At 33.3% G+C, this 21,279-nt stretch carries 19 protein-coding genes; 10 read left to right on the top strand and 9 right to left on the bottom strand.

Translation table 11 applies throughout. The features are described 5' to 3' along the window. Nucleotides 1-175: 175 nt before the first annotated feature. Nucleotides 176-1,657 carry an aminotransferase-like domain-containing protein gene (locus HNQ90_RS00090; RefSeq protein ID WP_144114634.1) on the bottom strand — a complete coding sequence of 494 codons (1,482 nt, stop codon included), beginning with the start codon at nt 1,655-1,657 and terminating at the stop codon, nt 176-178. Nucleotides 1,658-1,728: 71 nt separating this feature from the next. On the opposite strand from HNQ90_RS00090, the gene HNQ90_RS00095 reads away from it, so the two are divergent. The 3 genes from HNQ90_RS00095 (at nt 1,729) to HNQ90_RS00105 (ending at nt 5,557) form a co-directional block, all read left to right on the top strand. After that, complete coding sequence (locus HNQ90_RS00095; protein ID WP_144114635.1) at nt 1,729-3,552, top strand: TonB-dependent receptor plug domain-containing protein; 1,824 nt, start codon at nt 1,729-1,731, stop codon at nt 3,550-3,552. A 419-nt stretch (nt 3,553-3,971) separates the two neighbouring features. Beyond that, entirely contained in the window at nt 3,972-4,838 is an 867-nt protein-coding gene (locus tag HNQ90_RS00100) for a cupin-like domain-containing protein (RefSeq protein ID WP_144114636.1), read from the top strand. A gap of 203 nt (nt 4,839-5,041) precedes the next feature. Beyond that, on the top strand, nt 5,042-5,557 hold the full coding sequence (locus tag HNQ90_RS00105) for a DUF6646 family protein (protein ID WP_144114637.1): 516 nt from the start codon (nt 5,042-5,044) through the stop codon (nt 5,555-5,557). Between the two features lie 65 nt (nt 5,558-5,622). Here HNQ90_RS00105 and HNQ90_RS00110 read toward each other — a convergent pair whose 3' ends face one another. Next, nucleotides 5,623-6,096 carry a regulatory protein RecX gene (locus tag HNQ90_RS00110; RefSeq protein WP_172625788.1) on the bottom strand — a complete coding sequence of 158 codons (474 nt, stop codon included), beginning with the start codon at nt 6,094-6,096 and terminating at the stop codon, nt 5,623-5,625. Nucleotides 6,097-6,183: 87 nt separating this feature from the next. On the opposite strand from HNQ90_RS00110, the gene HNQ90_RS00115 reads away from it, so the two are divergent. Beyond that, complete coding sequence (locus HNQ90_RS00115) at nt 6,184-8,496, top strand: lamin tail domain-containing protein (RefSeq protein ID WP_144114639.1); 2,313 nt, start codon at nt 6,184-6,186, stop codon at nt 8,494-8,496. Nucleotides 8,497-8,550: 54 nt separating this feature from the next. Here the strand turns inward: HNQ90_RS00115 and HNQ90_RS00120 are convergent, their stop codons facing one another. From HNQ90_RS00120 to gdhA, 5 genes are all read right to left on the bottom strand, one after another. Beyond that, a complete protein-coding gene (locus HNQ90_RS00120; RefSeq protein WP_144114640.1) occupies nt 8,551-10,962 on the bottom strand; it encodes a TonB-dependent receptor in 2,412 nt (803 codons plus the stop codon). A 3-nt stretch (nt 10,963-10,965) separates the two neighbouring features. Continuing rightward, nucleotides 10,966-11,685, bottom strand: a complete 720-nt coding sequence (recO, locus tag HNQ90_RS00125; RefSeq protein ID WP_144114641.1) for a DNA repair protein RecO — start codon at nt 11,683-11,685, stop codon at nt 10,966-10,968. Further along, a complete protein-coding gene (gene porZ, locus HNQ90_RS00130) occupies nt 11,685-14,024 on the bottom strand; it encodes a type IX secretion system anionic LPS delivery protein PorZ (RefSeq protein WP_221279697.1) in 2,340 nt (779 codons plus the stop codon). The genes recO and porZ overlap by 1 nt, the downstream gene beginning before the upstream one ends. A 129-nt stretch (nt 14,025-14,153) precedes the next feature. Beyond that, on the bottom strand, nt 14,154-15,188 hold the full coding sequence (locus HNQ90_RS00135) for an acyltransferase family protein (RefSeq protein WP_144114643.1): 1,035 nt from the start codon (nt 15,186-15,188) through the stop codon (nt 14,154-14,156). A gap of 122 nt (nt 15,189-15,310) precedes the next feature. Next, a complete protein-coding gene (gene gdhA, locus HNQ90_RS00140; RefSeq protein WP_144114644.1) occupies nt 15,311-16,654 on the bottom strand; it encodes an NADP-specific glutamate dehydrogenase in 1,344 nt (447 codons plus the stop codon). A 202-nt stretch (nt 16,655-16,856) separates the two neighbouring features. Here gdhA and HNQ90_RS00145 point away from each other — a divergent pair, with 202 nt between their 5' ends. Together HNQ90_RS00145 and HNQ90_RS00150 are read left to right on the top strand one after the other, a co-directional pair. Continuing rightward, nucleotides 16,857-17,687 (top strand): THC0290_0291 family protein, encoded by an 831-nt coding sequence (locus tag HNQ90_RS00145; RefSeq protein ID WP_144114645.1) that lies wholly within the window; start codon nt 16,857-16,859, stop codon nt 17,685-17,687. Between the two features lie 149 nt (nt 17,688-17,836). After that, nucleotides 17,837-18,559, top strand: coding sequence for a DUF3298 and DUF4163 domain-containing protein (locus tag HNQ90_RS00150; protein WP_144114646.1), 723 nt, complete (start codon nt 17,837-17,839; stop codon nt 18,557-18,559). Here the strand turns inward: HNQ90_RS00150 and HNQ90_RS00155 are convergent. Further along, nucleotides 18,536-19,000, bottom strand: a complete 465-nt coding sequence (locus HNQ90_RS00155; protein WP_144114647.1) for a DinB family protein — start codon at nt 18,998-19,000, stop codon at nt 18,536-18,538. The two genes, HNQ90_RS00150 and HNQ90_RS00155, sit on opposite strands and share 24 nt — an antisense overlap. A gap of 106 nt (nt 19,001-19,106) precedes the next feature. Here HNQ90_RS00155 and HNQ90_RS00160 point away from each other — a divergent pair, with 106 nt between their 5' ends. The 4 genes from HNQ90_RS00160 to HNQ90_RS00175 all read left to right on the top strand — a co-directional run bounded on the left by HNQ90_RS00160 (nt 19,107) and on the right by HNQ90_RS00175 (nt 20,463). Further along, nucleotides 19,107-19,463, top strand: a complete 357-nt coding sequence (locus HNQ90_RS00160) for an arsenate reductase family protein (RefSeq protein ID WP_144114648.1) — start codon at nt 19,107-19,109, stop codon at nt 19,461-19,463. Between the two features lie 114 nt (nt 19,464-19,577). Continuing rightward, nucleotides 19,578-19,910, top strand: a complete 333-nt coding sequence (locus HNQ90_RS00165; RefSeq protein ID WP_144114649.1) for a YtxH domain-containing protein — start codon at nt 19,578-19,580, stop codon at nt 19,908-19,910. A gap of 3 nt (nt 19,911-19,913) precedes the next feature. Continuing rightward, nucleotides 19,914-20,261, top strand: a complete 348-nt coding sequence (locus HNQ90_RS00170) for a hypothetical protein (protein ID WP_144114650.1) — start codon at nt 19,914-19,916, stop codon at nt 20,259-20,261. Between the two features lies 1 nt (nt 20,262). Continuing rightward, nucleotides 20,263-20,463 (top strand): hypothetical protein, encoded by a 201-nt coding sequence (locus HNQ90_RS00175; protein WP_144114651.1) that lies wholly within the window; start codon nt 20,263-20,265, stop codon nt 20,461-20,463. A gap of 93 nt (nt 20,464-20,556) precedes the next feature. Here HNQ90_RS00175 and HNQ90_RS00180 read toward each other — a convergent pair. Beyond that, nucleotides 20,557-21,279, bottom strand: a 723-nt coding sequence (locus HNQ90_RS00180; RefSeq protein WP_183822279.1) for a T9SS type A sorting domain-containing protein, incomplete at its 5' end; no start/stop codon positions are given.

Raw genomic sequence — 21,279 nt, forward strand, 5'->3', positions numbered from 1 at the left:
AGTCTTCATTTAGCTAAAAATTCTATCCATTCCATTATATTTAAACGATTGCAATACCCAAAGTTTGTAACAACACTAAAATTGTTAGTCTCTATATTAGTTCTCGATACGATTTTTTTATCAAAAAATCACTCGAACTGACACTTTCCAACTCTTATTAGCTATTAAAACTTATTTAAAGCACTGCACTATAGGCTATTTTTAGTTTTTTAACTACGAGTTCAATTTCTGCTTCATTAAAATGCCCAAAACCAAACCGAATAGCACATGTATCTTTATCTTGATATAGCGTGGTATTAGGAAGGTGCAAATCGTTTTTTTCGGCTTCTTCGGCTAATTGTACCAAAGATATTTTGGGCTCAAATTGCAACCAAATTGCTAGTCCGCCAGATGGTAGTTCCCAATGAATAACATCTTGAAAATGCTGTGTTAAATGCCTACACAAACAATTGCGCCTTTCTTTATAAATTACAATATTCTTTTTAAGTAGGCGATAAATTTCACCTTCCATAATTAACTCAGCTAGCATTTGTTCCTGTATAACATCTCCCTGCTTATCTAGTAATTTTAAATAATTTTTAGCTTCTTTAATTAAATTTTCGGGCGCTACAACAAAACCAACTTGAAAACTAGGGAATAAGGATTGCCCCAACTTGCCTAAATAAATAACCATGCCCTTAGCATCGGCACTCGCCATAGGTAACATAGCAGAACCTTCGAACTGAAAATCGTAATCAAAATCATCTTCAATTATAGCAAATTGGTAAGCTTTGGCTAAGGCTAACAATTTTATACGGCGTTCTGCACTTAGTGTTGCTGTTGTTGGGTAATGCCGGTGTGCACAAACATAAACGCACCTAATACTACCTTTTACAAAATGTGTTTTTATATAATCTACATCCAATCCATGTGCATCCACAGGAATTGTTTTAATATTGGCTCCTGCCTGCTGAAAAATCATGTTAGAGGCATAATTACTTAAATGCCCCACCAAAACCACATCGTTTTGCTGTATTAAAAGTTGCGAAACGATATACAAACTCATTTCTGTACTTCGGGTACTTAAAAGATTATTAGGTTGTATATGGAAACCGCGTGTAGCATTTAAATAATTACACAACTGCATTTCGAAAAGTGAGTAAGATGATTCATTCCATTTACTAACCACCGATTTTCGTTTCATTACCGCGCTATACCATCTAGAAAATTGGTGTACTGGATGCAATCTTAAATCTGGCGAGCCTTCATTTATACTATATTTCGCCTTTGTAACCTTAATATTTGAGGCCAAATTAAAAGACGACTGAAAAGGAAACCCTGTAGTAGTAGAGTATGTATTGGCTTGATCTATATGTTGTGCGCTAGCTTTTATTTTTGCAGTAGTTTGCTCAGGCACCAAAACAAAAGTGCCTTTATTGGGTATAATATTTACCCAACCTTGCGAGGCTAACTCATCGTAAACCGCAACAACCGTGTTTCTATGTATTTTTAAAACCTGACTTAAAACGCGGGTTCCGGGTAAAACGGTGCCCTTTGTTAAATAGCCACGTTGTATGGCATTTATAACTTGCTGCGCTATTTGGATATATACAGGCTGCGCACTCAATTTGTCGAATTCTATTAACTGATTTAGAAGTTGGCTAACCGGACTATTCATTGTTTTAAAACTGGACTATTCTACTCGTCCGGAAAGTTACGACTTTTGCAGCGTTAAAAACAAATCATTTAATGAAGTCTATTTACGCTACAATCGCATTTACGTGTTTATCTATTATTGGGTACGCACAAGAAAACCCTGTACAAACAAATTCGTTGGAAGAAGTTATTATTAATTCTACAAGAATCAATTTACCTTTTAAAGAAAACTCTAGAACCATAGATATTATTTCTTCAGAAGACATTAAAAAAAGTGCCTCAACTACCCTAGCCGATTTACTACAACAAGTAGCCGGAATAGATATTAGACGCCGTGGAACTGCTGGTAGTCAGGCTGATTTATATATTCGCGGTGGTAGTTTCGACCAAACATTACTGCTAATTGATGGTATAAAAATGGACGATGCACAAACCGGGCATCACACCATGAATGCCGCTTTACCGCTAGAAGTTATAGAACGTATTGAAATCATCAAAGGGCCAGCTGCTCGTGTTTTTGGGCAAAATGCGTTTAATGGTGCCATAAACATAATCACTAAAAAAGAACTTAGCAATTCGGTTTCAGTAAAAACAGAAACTGGATCTTTTGGACAGTTAAACGCTGGCGTTACCGTTGGTGCAGACCTCGATAACTCGTCGCATATTGTTCATGTAGATAAAATGACATCGGCAGGTTACCGCCATAATACCGATTACGATAACAGTAACTATTTTGTTAAAAGCGTTTTTAATAAAAACAAAAAAGCTATTGAAATGATTGCTACGTTTCAAGAACGAAAATTTGGCGCCAATGGGTTTTATGCTAGAGAAAGCGCTACCGAGCAATACGAAGAAACCCAAAACAGCCTTATTGGATTTACTACAACCTTTAACACCGAAAAATTAACCCTTAAACCTCGCGTATACTGGAAACGTAACCAAGATGAATATGTATATTTAAGAAACGACCCAACCGTTTACCGTAATTTACATATTACCAACAAAATTGGCGCAGAGCTTAACGGAAACTATACATCTAAAGCCGGAATAACTGGTTTTGGCATCGATCTTTCTCAAGTTTATATTAATAGCAATAATTTAGGAAACCGCAATCGTTTTATGACAACCTTGTTTTTAGAACATGCCTTTAAATTAGCCAACCAAAATTTAGATATTACACCAGGCGTTGCGGTTACCTATTTTTCAGATTTCGATTTTTATGCCTTTCCAGGTATAGACATTGGATACAAAATTAACGACCAATTAAAAGCATACGGTAACATAGGCTATACTTATAGAATACCAACTTATACCGATTTGTATTATAACGACCCAAGTACGGTTGGAAACCCAGACTTAGAGGTTGAGGAAGCTTTTTCGCAAGAAATTGGAATTAAATATTTTTCTCCAAAATTTACAGGATCGTTGGCCGTTTACAACCGCGATGCACAAAACTTAATAGATTTTGTTCGCACCGGAGTTACAGAAACCATTTATACAGCAACCAATATTACCGAGGTTAACACAAAAGGGTTCGAGGTAGATGCTGCATACCATTTTAAACATAACACTTATAACCAAACGCTTGCCGTAGGGTATAACTTTTTAGAAGACGATATTTTAAACGATAATAAAGACCTATCGCGTTACTCATTAAACACCCTTAAGCACCATTTTACAACCCGTTTAAGTACACAATTTTTTAAAAATGTGAGTCAGAATATTATTTACAAACACGCCGAACGTACTACTGGCGATAGTTATAATGTTTGGGATGCCTCCATTGCATTACACCTAAAACAGCTAGAGTTCACCTTTACGGCAAGTAATATTTTTAATGCCGATTATATTGAAGCTGGTTTCGTGCCTATGCCACCAAGCAATGTGCTTTTTGGGCTAAACTATAAGTTTAAATAATTTGGGCGTTACCACAAGGGTCGGGCTTTCGGTAGTCGCTTTTTTGTGTTGCATATGTGCAACAACACAAAAAGAGCTTCAACAGTACCTCAATCCCTAACGCGGGTAAGTCTGTATAATTTAATTAACAATCCAATCGTTTTAAGCTTTTCTGCTAGAACTCGCATAATACTAAGCCAAATTTAAAAATACTTTATATCCATATTGCGGTTTATTCATAACAAATAACATGATGTTTTAAACTCAAGTTTTAGGATTAATGTAACTCGCGCGTTAGGGATTGAAGTGGATAGCCCACAGCCTGACGTAGGAAGAGCGAGGACTTGTAACGGAAAGCCCGACCCTTGCGGTAACGCCCAAAATACTATTTTAGTTCTAATATCGTTTTGTTAACTTTGCGATCTTAAACTAAATATACTTTGTCGTTAAACCTACAGGATATTCCGCGTGTAAAAACCATTACTAAAGCGGATTTTTTAAAGCACTATTTTAAACCGCAAAAACCTGTGGTAGTGGAGTGCTTAACCCAAGATTGGCCGGCATACAGCAAATGGAATTTAGAGTATATGAAGGTCGTTGGCGGCGATATTACCATTCCGCTATACGACGACAGACCGGTAGATTATAAAGATGGTTTTAACGAGCCGCATGCCAAAATGAAACTGCGCGATTATATAGATTTATTAAAGCGTGAACCTACTAAATACCGTATTTTTTTATGGAATGCCTTAAAGGAAATACCTCAACTACAAAAGGATTTTACTTTTCCTAAACTAGGAATTAGGCTTATAAAAGGTATACCTATGCTGTTTTTTGGCGGTAAGGATTCGCATACCTTTATGCATTACGATATTGATTTGGCTAATATTTTTCATTTTCATTTCGAGGGGCAAAAACAAGTTATTTTATTCGACCAAAAGCAAAACGACTTCCTGTATAAAATTCCGCATGCCTTAATTACCAGAGAAGATATAGATTTTAATAACCCCGATTTTAAAAAATGGCCTATGCTTAAAAAGGCTAAGGGTTACAAAACCGAACTTAAACATGGCGAAATGCTATACATGCCAGAAGGATATTGGCACTATATGCGCTACATTACACCTGGGTTTTCTATGAGTTTAAGAGCACTTGCCAGAAACCCAAAAAACTTTAGTAAAGCCGTTTATAACATTTTAATAATGCGCAATTTCGATAATGTGATGCGCCGTATTAAAGGCCAAAAATGGATAGACTGGAAAAACGAACAAGCCATTTTAAAAACCAACAAACATTTACAAAGCTAAAACACCTGTTTTTAGGGCTTTTTAAACAAACTCTAAATAAGATAGAACTTACAAATAAACCTTTGATATTAAAAAACTTGTAATATCTTTGCCCACTTAAATTTAAAGCTCATGTCAAGACATGAGGACATCTAAAATATTAGATGAAATCAAAATTTTATTGTTCGAATTACATTTTACAACTTAAAAATAAACATAACAAAATGAAAAATTTAATATTATTATTGACTATTCTTAGTTTTTCGGCTGTAAGTGCACAAGCTTACAAAGGACAAGGTGACAACAAATTTCAAGTAGGTGCAAATTTACAAGACAATGGTTCTGGTATTAATGTAAGTTACGATTACGGTATTGGAGAAAACATTTCTGTTGGTATATCGTCTACTTACCTTTTAGGTGTTGATGATGCTTTACAAAACAATGAAAACGAAGATTTAGACGCTAATTTCGATAACCGTTTTGATGTAAGATTTCGTTTTAACGCTAACCTAGGAAACGTTATTAATATTGATGAAAATTTTGATATTTACCCAGGTTTAAGCTTAGGTCTTAAAAACTTTGGTGGGCATTTAGGAGCACGTTATTTCTTTACAGATGGTTTTGGTATTTACACAGAATTTAACACACCGTTTGCTAAATACAAATCGGAAACTTTAACTGCTGCCGAAACCTTACACAACCAATTTACTGTTAATTTAGGAGCTGTTTTTAACTTATAGTCCTAAACTTTTAAATATTAAAAAGGCGAATTATGTTTTATACATAATTCGCCTTTTTTACGAGATTACCCCAACAACTCTCTGGCTTTTTCGTACACTAAATGAGTTTCCCAGCCTCGATACAACAGATAATCGATTAATTTTTTCTTTTTCTTAAAATTATTAGGTTCTGTAATTAAATTAACCCTTTTCTCGGCTAAGGTATTGAAAACCTCGATATACTCCGTGTTTTCAATTTCAGCAAGTGCTTGATTTATATTAACTTTGCTTATGTCTTTTTTCTTTAATTCTAAAGTTAATCGGCGACGGCCCCAAGCCTTAATTCTAAACTTACCACTTACAAATGTTTTGGCAAAACGCTCTTCATTAAGAAAGTTATGCTCTAAAAGATGAACTATTATAACATCGATAGCCTCGGGTATCATGTGTAAGGATTCTAACTTTTTACGTACTTCTTGGTGGCAACGTTCTTGATACGCGCAATAATGCTCTAGTTTTCTAGTAGCTTCTTGTACCGTATATGTTTTTTTTGTTTGCATAAGCATCAAAAATAACAATTGTTAAATTGACATTAAGAATAAAAATATTATAAATACCAAATCTTAGATTTTTAAAACTTAACGGTTATGAAAAAGATTACCCTAGTACTATTATTACTTTTAGCTTTTGACTTTGGTTTTGGGCAAACGTCCGACTTAATTATTTCTGAATATGGAGAAGGCAGTAGTTTTAATAAATATATAGAAATTTTTAATGGAACAGGTACAGATGTCGATTTAGCCGATTACGAATTATGGAGAGTAGTTAATGGTGGTACTTGGCCTGAAAACACATTTGGTTTATCAGGTACTTTAGCAAATGGATCTGTTTATATTATTGCACATCCATCTAGCGACCCAACAATTTTAGCAGCAGCTAATATAATTAGTGGAAGTGCTATTTGGACTGGCGATGATGCAACTGGTTTAGCAAAAGATGATGGTACTGGAACATTTTTTTTAATTGATGTGATAGGAACTGATGGTGCTGACCCTGGAACGGGATGGGATGTTGCCGGAACTACAAATGCTACTGCAAACCACACTTTAGTAAGAAAAAATAGCATCTGTGATCCAAATACGAATTGGTCAACTTCTGCGGGAACAACTGTTACAAATAGTGAATGGGTAGTATTAGTAATTGATGATTGGTCTGATATAGGAACACATACTACTAGTTGTTGTATATCAACCACAATTTACACAGGAACATGGTCTAGCGGATTGCCGGATAGCTTAACAAAAAGTGTGGTTATAAGCAGTAATTACAGCACAACAACCGGAGATATTGTAGGTTGTAGTTTAACCGTAGATGCTGGAGCAACACTTACCATTGCTAATGGCACATTTGCAGAAATTGAAAATGATGTAACCATTAATGGTACTTTAGTAGTTGAAACCCAAGGAAACTTTGTACAACGAGACAACGCAGGAACGTTTACAAATAATGGCACATCGAGTGTAAATAAAACTACAGCTACAAAAGCAGATTGGTATTACTATACTTATTGGAGTTCTCCTGTTGTTGGAGAAACTACCACTAATGTATTTCCAGATGTAGATGGCGACAGACGCTTTTGGTTCAATGCTGCTAATTTTGTAGATACAGATGCTGATAACGTTGATGATAATGCAGACGCATGGCAATATGCCTTAGCTTCAAACGGGACCGAAAATATGCTTCCTGGAGTTGGTTATGCGGTTACAGAGGCTAGACTTTTTTCAAATTTTGCTCCAGGTACGGGATCTGCATCATTTCAAGGTGAATTTAACACTGGTGATATAGACACAAATATTTCATTTAACGCTACAAATCCAGGTACTAGTTGGAATTTTATTGGTAACCCATACCCTTCGGCTATCGATTTTGATGCCTTTTATGCTGCAAATTCTGGTGTTATTGATGGTACTGCCTATTTTTGGTCGCAAGCCACACCGCCTTCTGGAGCTAATCCAGGTAACGAACAAAGTAATTTTAGTAGAAATGATTACGCCATGTATGCCGCTGGAAGTGGTGGTATTGGCATTGAAGGGGCAAGCGGCGTAATACCTTCTCAATACATCCCTTCAGGACAAGGATTTTTTATAGCTGGATTAGCCAATGGACCTGCTACTTTTACCAACGTTATGCGTATGGCAGATGCCACTAGTAATACACAATTTTTCAAAAACTCTAGTGCTAAACAAAACACCGCTACGGCTAATAGACTTTGGTTAAATTTAACTTCGGATAACGGCATATTTAACCAAATACTTGTAGCCTATGTTGATGGCGCAACCAACGGAATAGATAATGGAGCCTACGATGCTAAACGATTTTTAACACCAGATTTTAACACAACTCTATATTCTACCATTGAAGGGTCTAACACTAAATTTGCCATTCAAGGTAAGGCCATAAATAGCTTAACAGAAGATGAAATTATAAACCTTGGATTTGCAACTAATATTGATGTGGCCACTTTATATACGTTTTCTATAGCACAACTAGAAGGTGACTTTTTGGCCAACAACACCATTTACTTAAAAGATAATGTATTAAATAAGGTGCATAACCTATCGGATTCCGATTATAGTTTTACCTCGGAAGTTGGAGAGTTTAACGATCGTTTTGAAATTCTATTTAAAGCTGATACTACATTATCTATCGATAATAATCCATTAGATGCGAATACCTTAAAAATTGTTGAATTGGACGATGATCACGTTCAATTTACGGCATCAAAAAACATAGCAGCCGTACGTATTTTTGATTTATTAGGCCGTCAATTATATCAATTTAAAGGAAACACCACTTCAGAAACCTATAATTTATCACAATTAAGTAGTGGTAGTATTTATATCGCTAAAGCAGAACTTTCTAGCGGTGCGATTATAACCAAAAAGGCGTTTAAAAAGTAAATCAGAAAATTTATAAAATTATGTAATGCTCTAGTTTATAGCTAGAGCATTTTTTTATAAGCTATATTTTAAAGCTACTATTAGGTTTCGTCCGGCAGCAGCAATTCCCGAAGAATAGGTTTTATAACGCTGGTCGGTAATATTTTCTAAGCTTGTAGTTAAAGTAATGGCATTATTTACTTGGTACTGCGCCCTAAAATTTACGGTGTACCACGACGGACTGTAAGGATTTCCGTTGGCATCTAAGGCATAAATATAATCCTTTTCAATTTCGGAAGGTGCTAACTCGTAATAAGACAAATCGCCATTATAATTTGCAAAAAAGTCTAATTTAATAGCGTTGGATGTCCATGTTAAATGTGTATTCCCAAAGTTTGGTGCCACATGGCGTATTGGCACTTCTATAGACTCCTCCTCTTCTGTTCCTCCAATTACCGAATACTGCGATGTTAAATCCAACTGATTTGTAATAGGCATTTTTAAACCCACTTCAAACCCATAAATCCATGCTTTTGATGCATTTTGTATGGCTTGTACATTGCTTAATTCGCCATTATATAAAATTTCGGTTTCGCCATTTAAACTATAGTCTCGTCTTACCAAAGCATTATCCAAATATGTGTAATAAGTACTCATGTCCAAAACTAACTTGTTATTAAAGTTAAGTTTTAAGCCCAATTCGCTACCATAAGCGTATTCCGATTTTAAATTATTATTTGGTACAACTACAGATCCGGGTTCGGAATCGAATACCTTACCAATATCATCAATGTTTGGCGCCCTAAATGCTGAAGATGCATTTAATTTCCATTGTATTTTGGGGCTTGGGGTCCAACTAATGCCTGCAGTTCCTGTTAAGGCTTCCGATTCGTTTTTGGCATAATCAAAAGGTAGGTTTAAAAAGACATTGTTTTCGGTGAAATTAGCCTCGGAAACCACATAATTAAAACGTAAACCCGACTGAAACACAAACTTTGGGTTTGGTTTATATTTTATGCTTGAATATACTGCTGCCGATTGCCAACTCGATCCATTTGGATATCTAGTTACCGCGTCAACCTCGGTATTATTTGCGGTATCCTGATTGTAACCCACCGACTTTACTTTGTTATAAATATACTCGCCTCCATAGAAAAACTCTGTTTTAGGCGACAACTTTTTCTCTAAATCTATATTAAAAGAATAGGCATTAACCGCCTCTTCACTAACACTACGCGTAGTAGATTGAAAATCTCTATCCATCCTACTCTCCTGAAAATTTTGATACGCTACCGTGGCCTTTATTTTATCGTATAAATTAGACCTACTACTTAGTTTGGTAACCTCTAAATTAGACATGAACCAATTTTGTGGCCCGTAGTTCCATTCGGTAGAACGCAACACACCACTTCTATACCGAATTAAACGATCGTACCGGGGAATATTAGACGTTGTTGAGTAATATAGCCCCAAATCGAAACTTAAGTCTTCATAGGGCTCATAATGGGCCTTCTGCATAACATTAAACTGACTGTAACCGGAGTATTTTTGTACTAACGGATTGTCATTTTCTATAATAACATCGCCGCTAGAGGTTGCTACGGCAAACTCTGGCCTTAAATAATCTTCTGGCCCGTGGCTTCCCATTCTTAAATCATCAAAATCGGTATAACTAGCACTGGTAATAAAAGCCCATTTTTTATAGCCTAAATTGAAATCGAAGTGCCCTGTTCTTTCATTACTTGCCGAGGCATATCTTACGACAGCATTAGCCTTAAACATTAAAGAATCTGTATAAGATAATTTAGGTTTAAGCGTATAAAAACTCATTACACCACCAATAGCATCACTTCCATAAGTTACCGAGCCTGCACCTAAAGTTACCTCGGTATTTTGAATGGCAAAAGGATCGATAGCAATAACATTTTGAAGATTTCCGCCTCTAAAAATGGCATTATTCATTCTTACACCATCAACAGTAATTAATAATCTATTTGTAGAGAAACCTCTAATCATTGGGCTTCCGCCACCTAATTGACTTTTTTGAATATAAACCTGCCCTGTGTTTTCCAATAAATCGGCACTAGTTTGTGGATTATTAAACTGAATACTTTTAGCATTAGCACTAAGAATTTTTTGAGGAATATCTCTTTTATTTTGCTTAAACTTTGAAGCTGAAATTACTATTTCCTGTAAACCTTGAGTGTTGGAAACTAAAAACACTTTGTTCAATTTTCCTATTTGCTTCTTATTTATCGTTTTTAACGTATGAGATAAGTGTTTAAAATAAATGGTTTCGGTGTCATTGAACTCGCCTAAATCAGCTTCACCATTAAAATTGGTAATGACACTTTTAGTTTTATCTACGTTATAAATAGCCACCCCAAAAACCGGTTCTTTTGTTTGACTATTAAGAACTTTTATGTTTTGGGAATGAACACCTAAACTAAGAAATACTAAGCAAAGCGATAAATAAAAAAACTTCATGGTTTAGTTAAAAACTTGATTAAAAACGGCTAATGATTTAGGGGTTTTAAAAGTGCCCAAATGTAACTCAAAATAAAGCAAAATCATGCTTAAAAAAGATTGCCTTTGTTTTGCATTTATTTTAATACTAGTTAATGCATCAAATTTTATGCCTAACAACTGTTTAAGCAGCACTAAATTTTCGCCTGAAATAGCATACTTATTGCTAGGTTTTAATTCAAACTTCCCTTCATATAAATTAAAGTAGTGTGCATCTATATTAGAAGTGTCAGGATAGAAGCCTAAATACTTGGTGAGTTTTAATAAAAATAACAAATGAAAATTTGCATAATCGGCTTGCGAATCTAGCCATAAAAGGGAGTATTCTAGATAACTATATAACACTTCATTTTCTTCTTCTTCTTGTAATACATTGGATAGTACTTCAGAAAGAAACATAACAATAGAACTTTTTAACACATGGGTATGCAAGCTCGAATACATATGATTTAGCTTCGTTTCTTTTATACTTTGTAAAGATCTTGTATTTTTATGCGTAAATACAATCTCTATTTGAGATAATAATTGAAAGTAAGCAACTTTAGAATTTCCTTTTTTACTTTTTAAAACTCCACGCAATAAAAAACTAACCACGCCAATATCTTGGGTATAACATTTTACTATTAAATCGTTGTCTTTAAATTTTAATTTAGATAGAACAATAGCGTTTGTAGTAATAAGCATTATCTAACCACCATTAATTTTAAAACTTTAGTTTCGTAGGTATCTAAATCTGAAAGCATAATTAAATAAACACCAGAAGCTACCAAATTGTTTGCTAGGTTTCTACCGTTCCAATAGGCTGTTCCTCCATCAATTTCTAAATTATAACCCCCGTATCGTTGGTTTATTCTAGATTGTGCTTCGGCAACTAGATTACCTTCAATATCGGTAATTTTAATGTTTACATTTTCAGATATATCTTTAATTTTAACTTTATCTTCAATAAAATTAAAACCTGGTCGTACTGGATTGGGGTAAGTATATGCGCTTGATAAATCTTGCAGCGCAGAAGACCCACCCGAATTAAACGTAAGTAAACCTTTGGTTGTCGCAATATAAACTATTCCATTTTTATCATCTATCTCAATATCACTTATACTATTTGATGGCAACGGCGAATTATCGGTAGTAAAATGAAAGATGGTTTCTTGACCATCTGATGAAAGATAAAACAAGCCGGCATCCGTAGTTCCTATCCATTTATTATTTGAGCCATCAACCTCTATTTCCGTTATAAACTGCTCAAACAAAAGCTCTTTAGCTATACCGTCTTCTTCAATGATAATTTCATCAACCTCTATTTCATCATTTCCAAAAAAATTGGAAACATTATATAGCACACGAATACCCTTTAAAGTACCTATCCATAGCTGATTTCTATTATCTAAAGCCAATGCGCTTACGTATGGATCAGACATGTTTACATCTTCCCCTTCTACTTTCCTAATTTGTGGGTTCCCGTTATTTTCATTAAAACCAATAAAACCACTGGCATAGGTACCCATAAATTTTGTTCCTGTAGACTCATCAATTACTATTTTACTAAATCCATTTTCGTTATTAGGTACGGCAATAACTTCAGAAAAATCGTAAGAAGTCCACCTTCCATTTTCATATTTATTTAAAGGTTCTTTTACCCTACCATTTATTAACCATAAAACGCCATTTGCATCAAAAGTACTTGCTGCGGTAAGCTTAAAATTACCTGCAAAGGGCACTAAAGTACTATTGTCTTGAGTATACAACTCTATAGGTTCGGCATCTTCAAATTCTATTAAACCTGAATAATACGAACTTACAAATACTTGGTTGGGCTTAGTAGGGTTAATTGATGTGGCCGTTAAATAATATGGATTAGTTATGGCATTATTAATAGAATCGTACGGAATGTTTTGCCACTCATTATTCTTTAAGCGACTAATTCCTGTTCTAACTCTGTCTCCACCAACAAAGCTATAAAAAAAGTTATAGCCCCCAGAAACGCACCATAAATCGTTATTATAGTATTCTAAAGAAAATAAATCGTTTCTAAGTGGTCCATCTGGATGAATTTCCTCAAAAGCAATGGGATTATTAATCGCTGTTTTTAAAACACCAAAATCTGAACTACCTATATATATGTTTTCACTATCAAGAACCGATGAATTAAAACCTGTATCAAAATCTTCTAAAACTGAAACTTGAGACGTTAAATTAAAACCTGAATCGTAAATAAAAACAACATTCTGAGTTGTTACAACCAAATTTGAATTATAGGATTCTAACTCTACAGGTATGTTATCATACCTAATTAACTGATTTAAAGTATCGTTAACAACCTCAAATAGTACACGATTAGAATTCAACGCATACAATTTCTCTTCATTTGTTACTACGCCAATAAAATTACCAGACGTAACGCTTTGCCAATTATTATAGTCTATTAAATTTAAACTTGAAATATCCCCCTTCTTTACTCCACCAGAATCTAAACAAGCAGCATATACAGCTCCATTAAAAACAGAGGTTTGTTTTACGGCAACTTGAGACCCTCCATCTCCAATTAAATAAGTATCGCCAAACTCCAAACGTTCAAGATCGTATATTGAAATACCATAATTGGTAGATATATATATTACATTTTGGTAAGCATTAAAATGATTAATAGTTTTATTATCTGCAGGAATTGCAGGCTTGTCAACTATATCTACTACAGATAGAACATCGTCATCATTATCGAAAACTATTTCAATAAGTCCGTTTTCATAACCAATTACTAATAGCTGATAAAGCTCACTGTAAAAAATTGTAGAAATAGTTTCACCCGAAAGCCCATTTACAGTAGTAAGCTCTTCCATATTATTAGATTGAACATCCACAATAAAAATAGCATTTCCTGAAGCTGCATATATTTTATTGTTCCCTTTTACAACCTTGGTAATATTATAATATGAAAAATGCCCTTCCCATTGCGCGGAATAATTTTGAGCAAACTGAATAAATGGCGAAAGACAAAAAAGTATAAAAAGTATTTTTCTCAAAATTGAATTTATTTATGTTCAAAGATATTACATCTAACGAACTTCATCTTAAAATAATATATTTTAAAACACATAAAATGTATGCGATTGTTACATATAATGTTAAAGTTGCCAGCTTATTAAATGTATTTAGCTAGATAATAATTTTTTTTGCCTTTCCTTTCGGCCTTTAGACAGAAATCTTAACTCTATTAAATACCAAGATAAAGTTGCTAAAATAACAACTAGCAATAATATAAATACACTAACAAAAACTGGATTATAGACCTGAAACAATCCATAAAACACACATACTTGAATGATTGGAAAATGATAAATATACACACCATAAGTTATATCTCCATATTTTCCAAAATGATTTAAAAATTTAAAATTATAAGCGATATAAAAAACCATAAAACTGTAAGCTAATGGTTTAAAAATATGAATACTAAATATGTATTGCTCTAAAAAAAACACAAACAAACAAGGTAAAATTATGTGATGTTTCCATTTTATAAAAAAATTGAAGTTTTTATAGAGTACAATTCCACACATAAAAAAAGCTAAGGCACCAGGTAATTGCTTTGCTATTCGATACATATCTACAGAAACAAAATAATTAAAATATAGTATTGAAAGCAAATAAACAAAAACACCAAAAATATGGGTTTTATTCTTTTTCGATTTAGTTACCCAATAAAACAAAGGCAATAATAGATAAAAAGCCTCTTCAATTTTTATAGTCCAAAGCGCACCATTAACCACACATAAATAATTGTTACTAAAAACTCCTGGCAAACAAGGTTCAATATAATTTTGAAATGTTAAATTGGCTATAAGATACTTCCAAAATTGTCTGTGTAAAAAATAATCGCCAATAGAATACGTTGAAATAACAGCAAAAAACAAGGCACAAAGCAAAATAACGAAAAGGTAAGCAGGTATTATACGTCTTACTCTTTTAATAAAATAAGACCTTAAAGATTTACTGTTTTCATAGCTTTTAACAATTAAAAAGCCACTTATAACAAAAAAACCATTAATAGCTAAACGGGTATTAAAAAGTCCAATATAATCTTGAAACATTTCAACTTGGCTTAACTCTATAAGATGACTAAAACACACCGTAAAAGCAAAAACAACTCTTAAAAAGTCGAAATTATTAGTATTTATTTTTTCCAAAACTTAAACTTTATGTTTCAAATATATTTATAACTATCGAGCTTTTATGGAGAATTACATGATTTAAACAAAAAAGCTTCCTAATGCATTAGGAAGCTTTCTAATTATAAGACCTCTTAAGCCTAAACTATACCTTGAGCTAACATTGCATCGGCCACTTTTACAAACCCAGCAATATTTGCTCCTTTTACATAATCTACATAGCCATCATCATCTGTACCATATTCCGAACATGATTTATGAATATCGGACATGATATCTTTAAGTTTATTATCCACCTCTTCTCTAGACCATTTGAATCGTAACGAATTCTGTGTCATTTCTAAACCAGACGTTGCTACGCCTCCAGCATTTGATGCTTTACCGGGAGCAAATAATATTTTAGCTTTATGGAAAGCTGCAATAGCCTCCTTAGTTGACGGCATATTTGCCCCTTCACTAACACAAATGCAACCGTTGCTTAAAAGCGTATTAGCATCTTCTTCTTGTAGTTCATTTTGAGTTGCACAAGGCAATGCAACATCGCATTTTTCACCCCAAGGTGTTTTTCCTTTTATAAATTTAGCGTTAGGGTATGACTCTAAATACTCACTTATTCTACCACGTTTTACATTTTTCAGATCCATAACAAAAGCTAATTTATCTGCATCAATACCGTCCTCATCAAAAATATAACCCGATGAATCTGAAAGTGTTAAAACCTTACCACCCAACTGCAATACTTTTTCGGCAGCATATTGCGCCACATTACCTGAACCCGAAATCACTACGCTTTTACCTTTAATAGTATCGTTTTTAGTTTCAAGCATTTTTTGCGCAAAATACACATTACCGTAGCCTGTTGCTTCCGGTCTAATTAATGAGCCACCCCATGTTAAACCTTTACCTGTTAACACCCCAGTAAACTCATTTTTTAATTTTTTATACATCCCGAATAAAAACCCAATTTCTCGAGTTCCTACTCCAATATCTCCTGCAGGAACATCGGTATTTGGACCAATATACCTAAACAATTCACTCATAAAGGCGTGGCAAAAACGCATAATTTCATTATCCGATTTCCCTTTAGGATCAAAATCGCTACCTCCTTTTCCACCACCCATTGGCAACGTGGTTAAAGAGTTTTTAAAGACTTGCTCGAAAGCCAAAAATTTTAAAATGCTAGCATTTACGGTAGGATGAAATCTTAATCCTCCTTTGTAAGGGCCTATTGCAGAATTCATCTGCACACGATACCCCCTATTTACTTGAATCTCTCCACTATCATCCACCCACGATACTCTAAAAGATATTAGTCGTTCAGGTTCAACCATTCGTAGTAAAATATTTTTACCATAGTAAATATCATGCTTTACGATGTAAGGAATTACTGTTTCTGCAACCTCCTCTACAGCCTGCAAAAACTCAGGCTCATGGCCATTTCTTTCCCTAACTAAGTCTAAAAACGATTCTATATTTTGTTTCATATTTATAATTATTACGTCATTAATTTATTGAAAAAGTAATATATAAGCACAAATATACGTTATCTTCAAAAAAATATGTGATATTTTTTGAATTTCGCAACAAAAATAAATGAACAATATACACTAACATATTAATATTTGTTTGTTTTGGTAGTTTTTATATATTTGCTCATAATAATGCCCTCAAAAAAATAAACCTTTTATGCTTAACTTGAAACATTTAGCTTCAGTTTTTTGCTTGCTTTTTTTACTTCAAACTGCAAATGCTCAACTAGGCTTTTCTCATGAATTGGGTGTTATTGCAGGACCACTTCAATTTAGATCTGATTATGGTGTTCGTGAAGATTCAAAAACTAACATAGGAAATTCAGGGTTTGGTATTGGAGTAGTACATTACCTTAACTTTTCATATCGTGCAGATTGTAACTGCTACACTACAGATACTTATTTCAACGATCATTTTAAAGTAAGAAATGAGATTTCATATAACAAAACTAATCTAGAACACTTAGGTAAATGGGTAGGCAATCGTACTACTGCAGATGGATCTGTTGTTCCTCGAAATACTATCGAAGCTAACCAATTAAGAGGCCATAAAGGCGTTGCTAAAAATCTTGATATTGGTACACAGCTTGAGTTTTTCCCTTTGAGTATTCGTGATTTTCAAGGCTTTGCTTATAAATTTGCACCTTTTGTAAGTTTAGGGGTTCATTACACAGCGTTTACACCTGAAGTGAGTACAACTTACGCCAACCCAAATAGCGCAGCTATTGGCGATGTTACCGACCCTACTAACTTTTACACGGGCTGGGAACCCGGTTCTGTTGATGCCTCTCCAGGAAGCACATGGTCTGTAGTTTCTAGTGTTGGTGTTAGATACAAACTAACCAAACTATCAGATTTAATGCTCGATCTAAGATGGCAATATTACTTTGGCGATAATATTGATGGCTTAGACCACCAACTGGAGTCTAATAAATATAACGATTGGTTAGTGTGGCTAAATGTAGGTTACATATTCTATCTTGATTAAAAGCTAAAGCTTACTGTAATAAGCAATTAGTTTAGGCAGGTTCTAATATTCTATTTGGCTTCAAATATACATTTTCCAAAAACTTTAATCTTTTAGTTGCGTTAATTCAATTGCAATAATTATCTTTAAACTAGGATTAAATTTCAAGTATGTGCAATAATAAATATCTCATTTTAATTAGTTTTCTTTTCATCCTTTTTAGTTGCAAAAATGAATCAGAAACTATTTTTACAGAGACTAATATTACTACCCAAAATAATACTATTGTTGAAGTAAATATTCCGCAAGCTAGCGGTAACGAAGCAGTAGCCAATCAAATTAATTCTGAAATTAATAAAGCAATCATTTCAGCTTTACACATAGGATATCCCGATGAGATTACTTCGACTTCAATAGAAGAGAGTATAGCTTCATTCACTGAAGAATTCAAGGCATTTAAAAATGATTTTCCTGAAACTGGCGAGCAATGGGAAGCACAAATAGATGGCGAAGTTATGTATCAATCACCAAAGCTAACCACCATAGCTATTACTAGCTATATAAACACCGGTGGCGCACATGGTAATTTGATTATTTCTTTTTTAAATTTTAATTCTGAAACTGGCCAACTCCTAAAAAACAATGATTTGTTTACCAACATGGAAGGCTTTAAAACGCTATCTAAATCGTACTTTACAACAGCCACTATAGATAAAAGTCTGCTTCTAGACATCGATTCATTTATATTACCGCAAAATATTGGGTATAGCGAAGACGGTGTTATTTTACTTTACAACACCTATGAAATTGCACCGTACTCAAGCGGTATAATAGAGTTTGCAGTCCCGTTTAAGGCTGCAGAACATTATTTAGTTTTTAACAGCTCTTATTAGTGCTAAAATGTATCCCAAATGCATCGATTCATGAAGAAGAATGAATTGCAAGGCATCATCAATATTTGTTAATGTATTACCAGTTGTAGAAACCGTATAAGTATTGTATTCTTTAAACACACCATTTTTATAATCCAACTCAAGATCCTTTAACGTAGAAACTAGCAATGCTTCAATTTCATCTACTTCGGCTTGAGAAACTGCAGCTTCAGGCTTGCTATCTTTTCTATATTTATTCACTAATTCATCACTAACATTCATTGGTAGACCCGATAACTTATAGGCCAATAATTGAGCGGTAACCATAACGTGCCCAATATTCCAGATAATATTATTATTAAATCCCTCAGGAATTTTATTTAAATCTTCTAGCGAGTTGTTTTCAATATGTTTCTTAAAAAACGGACGAATATTATTTAATACTTCAAAGGTAAATTGCATATTATTTAATTTTTGATAAATATAGTATTTATGGCGTAATTGCTTTTATTTGTTGGTAAGATTCTTTAGATTTCCTTATTCAAGACAATGAAAAAACACAATATTTATGAAAAAAGTATATTATTTAAAAACCTGTAGCACTTGTACTAGAATTTTAAAGGAGCTCAATTTGCCTTCTGAATTTATTTTACAAGACATCAAATCTGAAGCTATTACGGTAAAACAAGTTGAGGAGATGGAAGCCTTATCAGGAAGTTATGAAGCTTTATTTAGCAAACGCGCTAAACTGTATAAAGAACTGGATTTAAAAAACCAAAATCTTACCGAGCGTGATTACAAACAGTATATTTTAGACCACTATACTTTTTTAAGCAGGCCAGTAATTATTATTGACGATCAAATATTTATAGGAAACTCTAAAAAAACTATTGAAAACGTTAAAAACCACCTAAGCAGTAGTTAAATATCTGTTAATAAAGGCATATCAGTCAATATTCAATTTAAACGAGACAACCACCGCGACACTCTAAACGTATATTTGGTATATCAATAAATGTTTAATTTAAATCAATATACAATGAGTAATAACGGAAATACATTTTTAGGAATATTAGCAGGTACAGCAATTGGAGCCACCTTAGGAATTCTATTCGCACCAGATAAAGGAGCAAATACAAGACAACGTATTAGCGACGAGGCACAATTAGCGAAACAAAAAATTAGCGAAACGGCTACCGAGTTAAAAGACCAAGTAGTAAATACGGCTACAGAAAAAAAGCAGACATTAGATGAGCAAATGGAATCATTAATTTCAAGTGCAAGTTATAAGGCTGACGATGTAATAAACACTCTTGAAAGCAAACTAAAAGCTTTAAAAGAGAAGAATAAAAAATTACAAAAAACATCATAATTTATGAGTTTAATAGATTCAATAAGCGAAACAAATGCTAAGGCTAGCGATGTTGGTGAGAGGTATTTTAAAACCTCTTACGAGTATTATAAGCTTAAAATATTTCAGCAGTTATCTATATCAACAAGTTTAATTTTTAAAATTGTTATTATAGGCGGGCTGTTGTTAATAGGGTTAAGTTTTTCGGCCATCGCCTTAGCATTTTTAATTGGTAAAGCTCTTGAAAGCTATACCTTAGGATTTGTTATTGTTGGAATTCTATTTTTATGCTTATCCCTTATAGCGTACTTTTTAAGAAAGCACATTAACAATTATACAGTAAAAATATTATCAGAAAAGTTTTTTAATTAAAATGAAAACATACCAAGACATAGAAAGTATTGAACGCGATTTAAAAATTCTAAATCTAGAACGACAAATTGCCTTTGAAGAAATTAAAACCTTAAAGGAAGCTTATAAAGATGACTTAAGGCCTTATAATTGGATTCAAAGCGCAGCAAAAATAGCTGGAAAGTTTGGTGGAATGATGCTATTGAAAAAAATTATTAAATAAAACACTTTCAAGCTTAATTTGCTTGATGTCAATTCTTTTATGAAAAAGAGAATTTAAAAAGCCTGGTAGAAATACTAGGCTTTTTTTATAAAACTATTTAACAATGAATTTTAAAATTTCTGATTTGTCGTTGTTTAATGCATGTATTTTTATAAAATAAACACCAACATTAAAATTTTCTAAATTCAAATTTATGATTTGTATTTCAGGAAAACTAAATTCATTAATAGACCTACCTAAAGAATCAAATACCACAACTTTAACATTAGCATATTTAGACCCTAAATCTATTTTAGAAAAATTAGTACTTGGGTTTGGAACAACTGACAATTTCAAATTAAAAGAATTATTAGCAATAATTAAAGCATTACATTCTGTCTCGTTATTTACAAATACTGAATTATCATCGACGACATCGGCCCAATTGTTATAACTATATACTAAATCATCGACAAATATGCACTTTAAATCAGGATTACTCTCTGCCCGAAATTCATGTATTATAGAATTGTTACCGTTTCTAATATCCAAAAAATTTAGTTGATTAACGCCACAATTCAATAACTCCAAACTTTTATTATTACTTAAATCTAAATTTTTAATTAAATTCGAATGACAATTTAAATCTATTAAAGCCTTGTTAGAACTAACATCTAAACTAGCTATTTTATTATATCCACAGTTTAAATATGTTAAAGCGACATTAGAACGAAGATTTAAATTATCCAAATTATTAACAACACAATACAATGTCGACAAAACCGGATTAAAACTAACATCTAAAGTACTTAAGTTGTTATACGCACAAGACAATGA

Origin of the sequence: Algibacter amylolyticus (assembly GCF_014202225.1) — a bacterium.
In the GTDB taxonomy this organism is placed as follows: domain Bacteria; phylum Bacteroidota; class Bacteroidia; order Flavobacteriales; family Flavobacteriaceae; genus Algibacter_B; species Algibacter_B amylolyticus.

Excerpts from the sequence above, each read along its gene's own strand:
- HNQ90_RS00150 (WP_144114646.1), top strand. The coding sequence starts at position 17,837 with ATGTGCAATAATAAATATCTCATTTTAATTAGTTTTCTTTTCATCCTT.
- HNQ90_RS00170 (WP_144114650.1), top strand. The coding sequence starts at position 19,914 with ATGAGTTTAATAGATTCAATAAGCGAAACAAATGCTAAGGCTAGCGAT.
- HNQ90_RS00145 (WP_144114645.1), top strand. The coding sequence starts at position 16,857 with ATGCTTAACTTGAAACATTTAGCTTCAGTTTTTTGCTTGCTTTTTTTA.
- HNQ90_RS00120 (WP_144114640.1), bottom strand. The coding sequence starts at position 10,962 with ATGAAGTTTTTTTATTTATCGCTTTGCTTAGTATTTCTTAGTTTAGGT.
- gdhA (WP_144114644.1), bottom strand. The coding sequence starts at position 16,654 with ATGAAACAAAATATAGAATCGTTTTTAGACTTAGTTAGGGAAAGAAAT.
- recO (WP_144114641.1), bottom strand. The coding sequence starts at position 11,685 with ATGCTTATTACTACAAACGCTATTGTTCTATCTAAATTAAAATTTAAA.
- HNQ90_RS00110 (WP_172625788.1), bottom strand. The coding sequence starts at position 6,096 with ATGCAAACAAAAAAAACATATACGGTACAAGAAGCTACTAGAAAACTA.
- HNQ90_RS00155 (WP_144114647.1), bottom strand. The coding sequence starts at position 19,000 with ATGCAATTTACCTTTGAAGTATTAAATAATATTCGTCCGTTTTTTAAG.
- HNQ90_RS00165 (WP_144114649.1), top strand. The coding sequence starts at position 19,578 with ATGAGTAATAACGGAAATACATTTTTAGGAATATTAGCAGGTACAGCA.
- HNQ90_RS00160 (WP_144114648.1), top strand. The coding sequence starts at position 19,107 with ATGAAAAAAGTATATTATTTAAAAACCTGTAGCACTTGTACTAGAATT.
- HNQ90_RS00095 (WP_144114635.1), top strand. The coding sequence starts at position 1,729 with ATGAAGTCTATTTACGCTACAATCGCATTTACGTGTTTATCTATTATT.
- HNQ90_RS00105 (WP_144114637.1), top strand. The coding sequence starts at position 5,042 with ATGAAAAATTTAATATTATTATTGACTATTCTTAGTTTTTCGGCTGTA.
- HNQ90_RS00115 (WP_144114639.1), top strand. The coding sequence starts at position 6,184 with ATGAAAAAGATTACCCTAGTACTATTATTACTTTTAGCTTTTGACTTT.
- HNQ90_RS00090 (WP_144114634.1), bottom strand. The coding sequence starts at position 1,657 with ATGAATAGTCCGGTTAGCCAACTTCTAAATCAGTTAATAGAATTCGAC.
- HNQ90_RS00175 (WP_144114651.1), top strand. The coding sequence starts at position 20,263 with ATGAAAACATACCAAGACATAGAAAGTATTGAACGCGATTTAAAAATT.